The sequence below is a fragment of the Streptomyces sp. 891-h genome (assembly GCF_022760275.1).
Lineage (GTDB): Bacteria > Actinomycetota > Actinomycetes > Streptomycetales > Streptomycetaceae > Streptomyces > Streptomyces spirodelae.
This window is the reverse complement of the sequence record NZ_CP050693.1, coordinates 171,272-184,362: the sequence shown is the minus strand read 5'-3', so window position 1 is coordinate 184,362 and position 13,091 is coordinate 171,272. Positions and strand designations below refer to the sequence as shown.

The 13,091-nt window shown below is 69.5% G+C and carries 11 protein-coding genes; 9 read left to right on the top strand and 2 right to left on the bottom strand.

The window, feature by feature from the left end:
- Positions 1 to 8 precede the first annotated feature (8 nt).
- A complete protein-coding gene (locus tag HC362_RS00875; protein WP_243081775.1) occupies positions 9 to 1,637 on the top strand; it encodes a sigma-70 family RNA polymerase sigma factor in 1,629 nt (542 codons plus the stop codon).
- Between the two features lie 149 nt (positions 1,638 to 1,786).
- On the opposite strand, the gene HC362_RS00870 is transcribed toward HC362_RS00875, so the two are convergent.
- Positions 1,787 to 2,428, bottom strand: coding sequence for a hypothetical protein (locus HC362_RS00870; RefSeq protein WP_243081772.1), 642 nt, complete (start codon positions 2,426 to 2,428; stop codon positions 1,787 to 1,789).
- 259 nt (positions 2,429 to 2,687) lie between these two features.
- Here HC362_RS00870 and HC362_RS00865 point away from each other — a divergent pair, with 259 nt between their 5' ends.
- The 8 genes from HC362_RS00865 (at position 2,688) to HC362_RS00830 (ending at position 12,228) form a co-directional block, all read left to right on the top strand.
- Complete coding sequence (locus HC362_RS00865) at positions 2,688 to 3,515, top strand: IclR family transcriptional regulator (RefSeq protein WP_243081770.1); 828 nt, start codon at positions 2,688 to 2,690, stop codon at positions 3,513 to 3,515.
- A gap of 1 nt (position 3,516) precedes the next feature.
- Positions 3,517 to 4,800, top strand: a complete 1,284-nt coding sequence (locus HC362_RS00860) for a sugar ABC transporter substrate-binding protein (protein WP_243081769.1) — start codon at positions 3,517 to 3,519, stop codon at positions 4,798 to 4,800.
- 5 nt (positions 4,801 to 4,805) lie between these two features.
- Complete coding sequence (locus HC362_RS00855; protein WP_243088299.1) at positions 4,806 to 5,762, top strand: sugar ABC transporter permease; 957 nt, start codon at positions 4,806 to 4,808, stop codon at positions 5,760 to 5,762.
- The gene (locus HC362_RS00850; protein WP_243081767.1) at positions 5,759 to 6,676 is read left to right on the top strand and encodes a carbohydrate ABC transporter permease; all 918 of its coding nucleotides are present in this window, start codon (positions 5,759 to 5,761) and stop codon (positions 6,674 to 6,676) included. Before HC362_RS00855 ends, HC362_RS00850 begins: the two co-directional genes overlap by 4 nt.
- Positions 6,677 to 6,747: 71 nt before the next feature.
- Complete coding sequence (locus tag HC362_RS00845; protein WP_243081765.1) at positions 6,748 to 9,483, top strand: hypothetical protein; 2,736 nt, start codon at positions 6,748 to 6,750, stop codon at positions 9,481 to 9,483.
- Positions 9,480 to 10,595: a glycoside hydrolase family 88 protein gene (locus HC362_RS00840; protein ID WP_243081763.1), complete on the top strand. Its 1,116-nt coding sequence runs from the start codon at positions 9,480 to 9,482 to the stop codon at positions 10,593 to 10,595. The genes HC362_RS00845 and HC362_RS00840 overlap by 4 nt, the downstream gene beginning before the upstream one ends.
- A gap of 20 nt (positions 10,596 to 10,615) precedes the next feature.
- Complete coding sequence (gene kduI, locus HC362_RS00835) at positions 10,616 to 11,440, top strand: 5-dehydro-4-deoxy-D-glucuronate isomerase (RefSeq protein ID WP_243081762.1); 825 nt, start codon at positions 10,616 to 10,618, stop codon at positions 11,438 to 11,440.
- Entirely contained in the window at positions 11,437 to 12,228 is a 792-nt protein-coding gene (locus HC362_RS00830) for an SDR family oxidoreductase (RefSeq protein ID WP_243081761.1), read from the top strand. Before kduI ends, HC362_RS00830 begins: the two co-directional genes overlap by 4 nt.
- A 312-nt stretch (positions 12,229 to 12,540) precedes the next feature.
- Here HC362_RS00830 and HC362_RS00825 read toward each other — a convergent pair whose 3' ends face one another.
- Positions 12,541 to 12,975 (bottom strand): Rrf2 family transcriptional regulator, encoded by a 435-nt coding sequence (locus HC362_RS00825; protein WP_243081760.1) that lies wholly within the window; start codon positions 12,973 to 12,975, stop codon positions 12,541 to 12,543.
- Positions 12,976 to 13,091 lie beyond the last annotated feature (116 nt).

The following is a 13,091-nucleotide window of genomic DNA, read 5'->3' as shown; positions in this document are numbered from 1 at the left end:
GGACGGGCGTGGCAGCGACAGGGGAAGCCGACCGTGCGGTGGTCGAGGCGGCACAGCGCGGTGTGCTGTGGGCACAGGATGAGCTGGTCAGCTCTCATCTGCCCCTGGTGTACAACATCGTCGGCCGGGCGCTGAACGGGCACACCGACGTCGATGACGTCGTACAGGAAACGATGCTCCGTGCGCTGCGCGGTCTCGGCTCGCTGAAGGACCCGCTCGGCTTCCGGTCCTGGCTGGTGGCCATCACGATGAACCAGGTCCGCACCTACTGGTCCAAGCAGCAATCCGCACCGGCCGATCTCGGTCTGCACGATGCCCACGAGGTGGTCGACCCCGGCGCGGACTTCGTCGATCTGACGATCGTCCGTCTCGGACTGGAAGGCCAGCGGCGGGAGGTGGCACAGGCCACCCGCTGGCTCGACACCGACGACCGTGCGCTCCTGTCGCTGTGGTGGCTGGAGGCCGCGGGCGAGCTGAGCCGGGCGGAGGTGGCCGCCGCTCTGGAGCTGTCGCCGCAGCACACGGGGGTGCGTGTGCAGCGGATGAAGGCGCAGCTGGAGACCGCACGCCTGGTGGTGCGTGCGCTGTCCGCCATGCCGCCGTGTGCCCGCCTCGACCAGCTGACGGACAACTGGGACGGGCGCCCCTCTGCGCTGTGGCGCAAGCGCATCGCGCGCCACGTCCGTGAGTGTGGCGCGTGCTCGGGATACCAGGTCGGGCTGGTACCCGCTGAAGGGCTGCTGGTGGGCCTGGGCCTGGTGCCTGTGGCTGCGGCGCTGACCGGCGCCGGGATTGTGGCCGCCCTCCACGGCACTGCGGATCCCGTCGCGTTCTCGGCGTTCAGCGCCTCCGGCGACACGGTCATGCTCTCCGAGAACGGCGCCGGCTCGGCCGCACAGCGGGCGGTGGCCGACACCGGTTCGCGCGGTCGGCGCCGCCGCCGCGAACGTGAACGTATACGCAGGCGACGGCGGACCACCGGGCTGGCCGCCGCGATCGCCACGCTGCTCGCGAGCGGAACCATCGGGGTCATGAACGGGCTGACGCCGGACGAGGACGGGCACCGGGACACGACGCGGTCCGCGGCCGACCCCGAGCCCGCGACATCCCCTTCCCCTTCGGCCTCGACCGCGCCGTCACCGGAGAAGTCCCACTCACCCCGGCCGCGTGAGACGCACAAGAAGCCGAAGCCCAAGCCGACACCGTCGAAGACGACGAAGGCTCCATCCCGTCCCGAGCGGACGCCCACGCCGACCGTCGAACGGGCCGATACGCCCGCCGCGCAGGTCCTGGCGATTACCAACACGGAGCGGGCCAAGGCGGGGTGCCGCCCGTTGAAGGCCGACGACCGCCTCACCCGCGCCGCGCAACTGCACAGTGAGGACATGTCGGCGAACAACTACTTCGACCACACGAGCCAGGACGGCCGCACCTTCAGCGACCGGGCCAAGGCCCAGGGATACCGGACGCCCGGGGCCGAGAACATCGCCAAGGGGCAGGCATCACCCGAGGATGTGATGGCAGCGTGGATGAAATCAGAAGGCCACCGTGCGAACATACTCAACTGCGACTTGACCACCATGGGCCTCGGACTGGCCGAGGGCGATCGGACCTGGACCCAGCTGTTCGGCTTCTGAGGTCGCGAGGGGGCGGGTGGGGAGTGCGTTCTGCTCGCTTGTCCCGCCTCGATCGCAGAGGGGACCGCTGAGGCGGGCCCGCTGACGCGCGGCCGCTGAACGCCGCACGGCCGGGACGGGGGGCCGGCTTCTCCGCTGTAAGGCGGCGCTTACTGTCGACCGGCACCGGCACCGGCCTCCGCCCCTGGACCGGGGCGCGCGGAGCGGCCATCACCGGAGCCGTAGCGTTCGGCACGCAGCCGCTTGCGGTGGCGGCTGCGGCGGACGGCGGTGACGAGGACGATGACGGCGCAGATGATGACCCCGAGCACGGGGAGAGCGATGGCCAACATCAGCCAGCCCGCAAGCCCGACAAGCCCGTCGGGCTCGCCGAAGGCGTAGCGGGAGAGTGCTTGGGACGAGCAGGTGACCGAGTAGTCGCCTGCTCGCGGCACATCGATGGTGTAGAGCGCCGTCCAGCTCTCGTCACGGGTGAGGAACACATCGAGCCCCGGATCGGTGAGGCCCGGGGAGCCCGGACCGGTGATGTCGCACTCCGGGCCAGGTGACCGGCCCGGGTACTTGACCCAGATCGTCTTCTCTCTCTCCGGCTCGAGCCGCAGGGTGACGGTGTCGCCATTGGCGAACTGGTTGTGGGTGTCCACCGCATCGAGCGCGTCGTTGAACCGGTACACACCAAGGGCGCCGCCCAGGGTGATCAGTACGACGGCGATCGCTGCCGCCGTCACATACCAGTGACGGCCGGGCCGCAGTTCGTTTGCCGGTATCCGCGGTGGTGGGAAGGGGCGCATCGGCAAATCCTAGACCGCCCCCGCTGCCCGGCCGGCACGGCCGCTGGACCGCGCGCAGCCCTTCTCGGCGGTGCCGATCCGGCTGGGCAGCCATCTCGGCCTCCCGCCGGCACGGGCGGGCCGGATCGGCACCGCCGTCCACGCCTCACCAATATGGGCCGGGCTTGCGCCAACCATTGACACCCCTGACCGGCGACATTAGTTTCCCTCCCATTCATCGAACATATGACCCGCTCATCGGGTCGGCATGGGGGTGGAAATGAGTGAGGAGCACCATCAGTCGGGATCCGCTGATCTGGGTCGCCGACCGGGGACGCTCGAGCGCGGACTCGCGATCCTGGAACTCCTGAGCACCGAGCGTTCGCTGAGCGCGGCGCAGGTCGCGGAGCGGCTGGATCTCTCCCGCAGCGCCACGTACCGGATCCTCGGAACGCTGCGGCAGCGCGGCTACGTGGACTGGGACGGCAACGCGGACGACATCGTGCTCGGACAGCGCACCGTCACCCTCGGTATGGCCGCACTGAGCGGCTTCGACCCGTTCCTGGCGGCGCAGGCACACCTGCGGGACCTGTCACGGGAGTTGTCCGAGGCCGCGCTCATGGCCGTACGGGACGGCGACCAGATGGTGTACATCGCGCACGAGGACGTCACCGACCACTCCATCGCGGTCCGCAGACTGCTGGGAGTGCGCCGTGACCTCCACAGCACTTCGCTGGGCAAGGCGTATCTGGCCGCTCTGCCGCTCGACGAGGCCGACGCTCTGGTCGACCGGATTCCCCTGCCCGCCTACACCCCGACCACGCTCACCGACCCGGGTCGGCTGCGCGCGGAGCTGGACGAGACCCGCGCCCGGGGGTTCTCGATCGACGACAGCGAGAACGAGCCCGACGTGCTGTGCTTCGGGGCGCCGATCCGTGACGAGCGCGGGTGGCCACTGTGTGCGATCAGCGTTGCCGGTCCGCGGGAGCGGATGCTCGGCAAGCAGGACATGGCAGCTCAGCGCGTTGCTGAGGTGGCGCTGGCGATATCCCGCCGTCTGGGCTTCGTGGGACAAGCCAACGCCGTTAGTTTCGGAGGTAGTTCCTGACATGAGATCTCCACGCGTATCGCTCACGGTCGCCGCGGCAGCGATCGTCCTCCTCGCCTCCTGTGCGCCCGGCAGCAGTTCGGACGGCAGCAAGACCAAGCAGGCCGACGACAAGAAGCTGACGTACCTCTACTTCACCGATGGCCCGGACGAGCAGGCGACCCGCGACCTGATCGACGAGTTCGAGAAGAAGACCGGCGCCAAGGTCAATCTGCAGATCGTCCCCTTCGACAACCTCGAACAGCGGCTGCAGGCACGGCTGTCGGGGAACAACGCGCCGGACGTGGCCCGGTTGACCGACATCACCCCCTTCCGCGCCGACCTGCTCGACCTGAACAAGTTCCAGAAGAACGCCTTGAGCGGGAAGTTCCTCAAAGGCGCCGATGCCTACGTCACGGGAAAGGGCGGCGAACTGCTCGCCGTGCCCAGCGACCTCACCATGAACGGCCCGCTGATCAACGTGGACCAGTTCAAGAAGGCCGGCGTGCCCCTCCCGGATCCGAAGCAACCCTGGACCTGGGACGAGATGGTCAAGGCCGCCAAGAAGGTCCAGGCCGCGAACAAGACCCAGAACGCCATCGCCATGGACGTCTCCGGGCACCGCTTCTCGACCATGCTCAGCCAGTACGGCACCGACTTCTTCGACAAGACGGGCAAGAAGCCGGCCATGGACACGGCGAAGGCGACAGCCGCGGTGAAGCGTTTCGCTGAACTCAACGCCTCCGGGACGATGCCCAAGGACCTGTGGCTGCAGGCCGGCACGAAGTACAAGGCCGCCAACGAAATCTTCCTCGCCAAGCAGACCCCGGTGTACCTCAGCGGCAACTGGCAGGTCAGCGCATTCGCCAAGGACGCCAAGTTCAGCTGGGCCGCCGCGCCGAACCCCTGCCAGAAGACGTGCGGCGGTTTCCCGGGCGGCAAGTTCATGGCCTCGTTCAAGCAGAGCAAGCACCAGAAGCTGGCCGCGGAGTTCATCGCCTTCATGAATTCCAAGAAGTCGCAGGAGAAGCTGGCCAAGGAGGCGAACTTCCTGCCCACTCGCAAGGATCTGATCTCCTCCGGAGTGACGTATCCGGTGCGCGACGCCGACATGCAGACCTTCCTCGACGACGTGAAGCGCACCCCGCAGGCGGCCTACGCCAGCGCCTACAGCCCGGCCTTCGGTGCCACCGCCGACGCGTCCGTCAAGGAACTGGCCAAGGTGCTCGCCGGCGACAGCTCACCCAAGGAGGCGGTCGAGTCGATCCGGGCGGCAGCACAAAAGGCGCTCAAGGACGCCCAGTGACCGCGATGGCCCGTATGGCGCCCCGGCGTGCGGCCGGTCCCACCGTGCCGCAGCCGGGCCACCGCAAGCCCGTCAACCGCCGCAGGTCCGTCAAGCCGTGGAACCAGCGGGTGGCGCCCTATCTGTTCGTCCTCCCCAACATGCTGATCTTCGGTCTGTTCGTCATCTATCCGGCGATCAACAACTTCAACATCAGCATGTACGACAGCGGCAACGGACGGGACTTCACCTACGTCGGCGGCGGCAATTACCAGGGGATGCTCAGCGAGGCCGAGTTCTGGAGCGCCGCCCGGCACACCGTGATCTTCGCCGTGTTCTTCGTGACGCTCACCACCGTCGTGTCGATCGGACTCGCCCTGCTGCTCAACCAGAAGATCAAGGGCCGGGCCTTCTTCCGCACCGTGTTCTTCCTCCCGGTCGTGATCTCGCCGGTCGTGGTGGGGCTGATCTGGGGGTGGATCTTCGAGCGGAAGAACGGCCTGCTCAACTCGCTGCTCGGCGCCGCCGGTCTGGGGGAGCCCGGCTGGCTCGTGAACAGCACCCTGGCCATGGCTGTGGTGATCTTCGTCGGCCTCTGGCTGCACGTCGGCTTCTACGTCCTCATCGTCCTGGCCGGCCTGCAGGGCATCGACTCCACCTACTACGAGGCCGCCCGGATGGACGGCGCCTCGGGCTGGCAGCAGTTGCGGCTCATCACGCTGCCGCTGCTGCGGCCGACCACGATGGTCGTGGTCATTCTCAGCCTCATCAACGGGTTCCAGGCGTTCGACTACATCTGGACGCTCACCGGCGGCGGCCCGGTCGGCGGGACCACGCTCATGGTCCAGTACATCTACGAGCACGCCTTCCAGTCCCCCGTCCAGTACGGCAGCGCGGCGGCAGCGGCCGTGGTCCTCTTCTGCGCGGTGTTCGCGCTGACGGTGCTCAACTACCTCTACAACCAGCGGAAGGAGTCAGCATGAGCCTGACGGCCCTCCGCGGCTCCCGTGACACCCCTGACACCCGCGGCGCTCGTGGCACCCGTGGCACCCGGCGGTGGACTTCGATCGGCGACCGTCCCACGCCGACGGCGGGGCGCGTCCTGACCTACGCCGTGCTGATCGGCCTGTCCATCGTGGTTCTGGCGCCCGTCGTCTGGGCGGTGCTGTCCTCCTTCAAATCGCAGAGCGAGCTCGCACAGGTGCCCCCGTCGCCGCTGCCGTCCTCGCTCCGCACCGAGAACTACACCGGGGCGCTGAGCTCCTTCGACTTCGCGCTCTACCTCAAGAACAGCGTCATCGTGACCGTGGGGGCGACGCTGCTCACCGTCGTCATCAACACGATGTGCGCCTACGGCCTGGCCAAGTACAACTTCCGCGGCCGGAACCTGCTGTTCCTGATCGTCCTCGGCACGATCATGATCCCGCTTCAGCTGATCTTCATTCCGGTGTACCAGATGGCCGCGCAGCTGGGGCTGGTGAACTCGCTGTGGGGGCTGATCATCCCGCCCGCCGCCACCCCGACCGGGGTGTTCCTGCTGCGCCAGTACATGCTCACCATCCCCGACGAACTCATCGCCGCGGCCCGGATCGACGGCGCCGGAGAGTTCCGCATCTTCACCAAGATCGTGGTGCCGCTGAGCGGCGCGGCCATCGCCGTCGTGACGATCTTCTCGGTGATGTGGCGCTGGAACGACTTCCTCTGGCCGCTGATCATCAGCCAGGACCAGTCGAAGTACACGCTGCCCGTCGCCCTGGCCCAGTTCAACAGCCAGCTCGTCGCACCGTTCAACTACATCCTGGCCATGTCCGTGGTCAGCATGCTCCCCGTCGTGATCATCTTCCTGGTGCTGCAGCGCCACATCGTCCGCGGCATCGCCAGCACCGGCCTGAAGTAGCCCGTCGCCCAGTACGGCATCGAAGCAGCCCGTAACCAGCACAGCAGCGCAGCCCAACAAGGAGTCCACGCATGCAGGAAGGCAACGAGACCGGTGACGCCGGTATCCGGCATCCGGCGGACGCCGGGCGCACAGTGCACGCGCTCGACGCGCGCGGCACCGTGCGGGACTGGCTGATCAGCCCCGCATGGGGGACACCGGCTGACGATCTGGACAAGTACCTCGCCACCGACGGTGACCCCTGGGGAGAGCGGGGCCGGTGGCGGCTGACCAACGGACCGGACGTCACGCCCCTGAAGGAGGAGCTCCACCGGCACCGCCCGTTGCGGAGGGACCCCGTCACCACCCCGCCCCTGGAGGGCGGCCCGGTCCGCTGCACGGGTCCGGACGGCACCGAGCACACCGGGACCTGGCGGCGTGTCCACACACCGGCCGACGGCCTGGTCGACTGGAGCGAGTTCTGCTTCACCCCGGAGTACCGTACGGCGCTCGCAGCCTGTGTCCTGGAGGTCGACCAGGCCGAGTGGCGAACGCTGCGCCTGGCCGCCACCGGGCCCGTGCTGCTGTTCGTGAACGGTGAGCTGGTCGGCGAGTCCGGCACGGTCACCTACATGGAACCCGCCGAGCAGGCCGTACGGGTCTGGCTGCCCTCCGGAACCTCCACGGTGGTCGTCGCCACGTGGCAGGTCGCCTTCCGGGAGTGCCGCCATGTGGTGCGGCTGCGCGTCGACGGCCTGCCGGTCCGGGTCGTGGTGCCGAGCGAGGGCGCCTGCGAGCACACCTCAGCTGTGGCCGAGCGCATCCTGGACGCCGTGGGCGTTCCGCGGTGGGGAACGCCGAGCGGCGAGGTGGCGATCACCGGCCCGGAGGGGGCGGCACTGCGGGTGGACGGGGTGGGGCGTACCCGTCGGATCCGGCTGACCAGCGGGCGCGCGACCGTACGGCTCGACGACGGCGAGCACGACGAGGGCCACGACAGCGGTCGTGACGACGACCACGGCACCGGCAGCGCCTCCATGCTCTCCACTGGAACGACCGTGCTGCGGATCGCGTTGGACGACGACCGCTCCCCGGTGTACCGGGAGTTCCCCGTCGCCGTACTGCCGCGCAGCTACCGAGCGGCCCCCGAAGGCCCCCTCGCCGAGCGGCGTGCGGAGTTCCTGCGGCATGCCGCGCGTGCGGACGGAACGGCAGGCGAACTCGCCCGCGCGCTCGCAGATCCGGCGTACCAGGTGACCGCCTCCGGCCTGTCCAGGGCCCTGTGGATGATCGACAACCGTGCGGACTGCGCCGACTTCGAAGCCGTAGGCCTGCTCCACCTCTGGCACCGGATACCGCCCGACCGCTGGGAGGCCGGCCTGCGCGCACGCGTGCGTGACGCGATTCTGGGATTCAAGTTCTGGATCGACCAGCCCGGCCTCGACGCCATGTGCTACTTCACCGAGAACCACCAGCTCGTCTGGCACACGGCCGAACTGCTGTGGGGTTCGGCGCTGGCAGGGGACACCTTCGCCAACACGGGTTGGACCGGCGCGCGGCACGCCGCCCACGCCCGGAGCATGGCGGTCGCCTGGATGCGCCGCAAACTCGCGGGCGGCTTCAGCGAGTTCGACTCCAACGCGTACCTCGCCATCGACCTGCTCGCGCTGGTGACCCTGGTCGAATACGCCGAGGACGAGGGGGTCGTCCAGCTCGCCGCCGGGGTCGCCGACCGGGTGCTGTTCAGCCTGGCGGCCAACTCCTGGCGCGGCATCCACGGCTGCGCCCACGGCCGCTCTTACGTGTCCACCCTGCGCTCCTCCCGACTGGAGGAGACAGCGCCGATCATGTGGGTGTGCTTCGGCACAGGGGCACTGAACGAGGCCGTGCTGCCGGCTGCCGCGGTCGCCACCGCGGTCCGCTACCGGATGCCCGACGCCATCCGGCACACCGCACACCACCTGCCGGAACGCTGGTGGGGGCGGCAGAGCTACCGGGGCGATTACCGGCCCAGCCACGACCTCCTCGCGCGCCCGTACGCCTCCGACCTCACCGTCTACAAGACTCCCGACGCGATGCTCTCCTGCGTAGGCGACTACCGCCCTGGGCTGCCCGGACTCCAGGAGCACATCTGGGGTGCCACGCTGGGCCCCGAGACACAGGTCTACGTCACCCACGCACCCAACGCCTCCACATCCCCCTCGGCACGCCCCAACGCCTGGGCCGGCAACCGCCTCCTCCCCAGAGCCCGCCAGCACGAGGGGACGGTCCTGGCGCTGTACCGGATCCCCGGTGACGACGCGATGGGCTACACGCACGCGTGGTTCCCGGTCGCCGAGTTCGACGAGTGGCTGCAGTACGACGTATGGACGGTGGGACGCAAGGGGGACGGCTATGTGGCCCTCGCGACCGAGGACGGCGCGCTGCTGACTGACGCGGGACCCGAAGCGCGGCAGGAGCTGCGTCCGCGCGGCCCCGGCACCGCGTGGGTGTGCACTGTCGGGCGGCGCGCCCTCCACGGGGAACTCGGCGACTTCGCCCGCACACTCGGCACCCCCCGGTTCGGACCCGACCGGGTCGGATTCCGCACCCCCGAGGGCACCGAGCTGGCTCTCAGCTGGGACGGGCCGTTCACCGTGGACGGACGCCCCGCCGATCTCACCGAGGACGGCACCGTCGCCCCCGTCCCGCAGCTCGACAACCCCTGCGCACGCCTGGAGTTCACAGACGCGACGCTGACCATCGCTCCGCCGGCACCGGCGGGCGCGGCACCACACGTCATCGACCTCCGGTGGGGCCGCAAGGTGACCGGGACGGAGGACGCATGACACCAGCGACCGCCGCGCGCGGCCTCGACACCAGCCAGGCGGCACTGGCCGAAGCGCCACTGCCGCCCGCCGCCCCCGAGGACCTGCGGCCTGCCCTGCTCGCCTCCACCGCCGCACGTATCGCCGACCGGGCCGAGACGATGGGCCTCACCCAGTGGTTCTGGGGCGAGGGCGTCGTGCTCCAGGGAATGCTGCGCCTGGCCGAAGCCACTGGAACGCCCGCCCGCCCCTTCGTCGCCGCGTTCGTCGACCGGCACCTGCGCGAAGGCATCGAACTCGACCACATCAACCACCTCGCACCCGGCGCCGCCTGCGCCGACCTGTACGGGATGACCCAGCAGCAGCACTACGCCGACGGCTGCCGCCGGCTGCTGCACTGGCTGCGGCACGCCCCAGAGGTCACCCGGGCGCCGGGCGGTGCACTGGAGCACTGGCCCGGCGGGGTCTGGGCGGACACGGTGTACATGGCGGGCACGTTCCTCATCCACTGCGGCCTGCACACCGATCGGCCCGAACTCGTCACCGAGGCCGGCGAACAGATCCTCGCGCACGCCGGGGTGCTGCAGCACCCCGGCACCGGCCTCTACGCACACGGCTCCCACGAGGGCCGCACCATCTGGTGCTTCTGGGGCCGGGCGAACGCCTGGAGCGCACTCGCGGCCGTGGAATACCTCGAAGCGGCGCCCCGCGCCGGTACCGATCCGGAGATAACCGACCGGGTCCGCGCCCTGCTGCGCCGTCAACTCCTCGCGCTCGCCGACCACCAGCCCGCGCACGGCGTGTGGGACGTACTGGTCGACGGGCAGCCGGAGAACCGCGGCATCCTCGAGACCTCCGGCACGGCAGGTATCGCGGCCGCGATGTTCCGCGCCGCGGCACTCGGCATCGAACCGGAGCGCCTGCGCGCAGCGGCCTGGCGCGCGCTCGCCGGTCTGCACCCGTACGTGGCCGAGGACGGCACGCTCACCCGCACGAGCGCGGGCACGGTCCTCCAACTCGTCCCCTTCGGCTACTCCGTGATCCGCAACGACATCATCCAGCCCTGGGGCCAGGGCCTCGCCCTGCACGCGTACGCCGCCGCGCACACCGACCGGGCGCGGCACCGTCCCTGACGACACAACGGAGGTCATCCATGGAGGTCAGGCACACCACGGGCCCTGATCAGGTCCCAGGTATGGACACGGAGGAGCTGCGCTCGCGCTTCCTCGTCCAGGACCTGTTCGGCACCGACGAGGTCCGCACGGTCTACAGCCACGAGGACCGGATGGTCATCGGCGGCGTCCGGCCGTCCGGCGCGACGGTGCCGCTGCTCACTGCGGATCCGCTGCGCGCCGACCACTTCCTCGCTCGCCGGGAACTCGGCGTCGTCAACGTGGGCAGCGGCCCCGGCACCGTCACGGCCGACGGCACGGAACACCAACTGGGCACCAAGGAGGTGCTCTACGTCGGCCGGGGCACGCGCGAGGTCGCCTTCACCGGTGACGGCTCCGCGGCCTTCTACGTGGTGTCCACCCCCGCGCACGCCACCCACCCCACCCGCAAGGGCGGCCTGCAGGACGCGACCCCTGTGCACCTCGGCGAACAGCGCACGTCCAACGAGCGCACCATCTACAAGTTCATCCACGCCGACGGCATCCAGAGCTGCCAGCTCGTCCTCGGGATCACCGAACTGGGCGAGGGAAGCATGTGGAACACGATGCCTGCCCACACACACGACCGGCGCACCGAGATGTATCTGTATTTCGGCCTGGATCCCGACCAGCGCGTCGTCCACCTCATGGGCCGCCCGGACCAGACCCGCAATCTGATCGTCGCCGGTGAACAGGCCGTGATCTCGCCTTCCTGGTCCGTCCACTGCGGGTTCGGCACCGGCTCCTACGCCTTCGTGTGGGCCATGGGCGGCGAGAACACCGACTACACCGACGTCGAGCCGTTTCCGATCACGGAGCTGCGATGACCACCCTGCCCAGCCCTCTGCCCGACCCCCTGCCCAGCCCCCTGTTCGACCTGCGCGGCCGTACAGCGCTGGTAACCGGTTCCCGCACCGGTATCGGCCGGGCGATCGCGGTCGGCCTGGCCCAGGCCGGGGCCGACCTGGTCCTCCATGGCCACCACGACGACCTGGACGATACGGCGCGACAGGTCGAGGCTGCCGGCCGGAGCGCCCGACGGTGGATCCGCGATCTGTCCTCCACCGAGCACCTCGCCGAGGAGGCCGGCGAGGTGCTGGACGAGACACCGGTGGACATCCTCGTCAACAACGCGGGCATCATCCGCCGGTCCCCGGCCACCGAGATGGCGGACGAGGACTGGACCGCCGTGCTGACCACCAACCTCGACGCGGTGTTCACCCTCGCCCGGGCCGCGGGCGCGCGGATGCTGGCCCGCGGATCCGGAAAGATCATCAACATCGCATCGCTGCTGTCCTTCCAGGGAGGCATCAACGTCGCCGGATACACGGCGAGCAAGCATGCCGTAACGGGTCTGACCCGCGCCCTGGCCAACGAATGGGCCGGCAGAGGCGTCCAGGTCAACGCCATCGCCCCCGGCTACATCGCCACCAGCAACACCCGGGCCCTGCGCTCCGACCCGGTGCGCGAACCGGAGATCAGATCCCGCATCCCCGCGGGCCGCTGGGGCACCGCCGAGGACCTGGTCGGGGCCGCGGTGTTCCTGGCCGCCCCGGCCTCGGACTACGTCTGCGGGCACGTCCTCACCGTCGACGGCGGGTGGCTTGCCCGCTGAGCTCCGCGGAGAGCTCTCCGTGTCACTGGCCGTCTCGGTGGTCCTGTTGTGAACCCGGCCATGGGCGCGGGACTGTGCGTGCCGAACAGGCCGACCGGTGGGGGAGGCGGCTGCACCGAGGAGAACTGGCCGCCTCCCAGCAGCGCTGAAGTGACTCCTGGCGCGGCTCGTCCGTGGCGTTGAGCGTTGGTGACCACGGCGGGGGAGAGCACGCCGAACGCGGTGACGGCCAGGAGCAGGCACACAGCCACGTGACGGGCCCGGCCTGGGCATGGATGGAGATCCCGGCGATGTGAGTGCGCAACGGGGTCGCTAGCGGGGTGCCGCGAGTACGTCCCGGAGTACGCTCGCGAGCGTGACGCGGGCCAGCTCCTGTCTCAGGTTCTCCTCGATGCCCTCGTAGATGCTCTGCATCGCCGGTTGGATGCCGTAACCCACCACGCATCCCTGGTCCGGGGTGGTGCGGTGCATCGCGAACAGCGGGCCGGGTTCCACTGCCTCGTACACGTCGAGCAGAGTCATCGAGTCCAACTCGCGTGCCAGCGACCAGCCCGCGCCCACGCCCCGCCGGGACTTCACGAGCCCGGCCCTGCGCAGGTCGCCGAGCAGGCGCCTGATCACCACGGGGTTGGTGTTCGCGCTGGTCGCGATCTGCTCGGAGGTGGCGACCTCATGGCCCTGGCGCTGGTAGAGGCCGATCCAGGCCAGTGCGTGCGCGGCAAGGGTCAACCTGCTGTTGGCACTCATGGCCCCTCCTTTCGGCCGCAACACTCCATGTTACGACAGGCTCAGTCGTAACAACGAAGGTTGCAACTGCCTGTCGTAACAATTAACGTTGCGACTTCCGAGAAGGGCCAATCAAT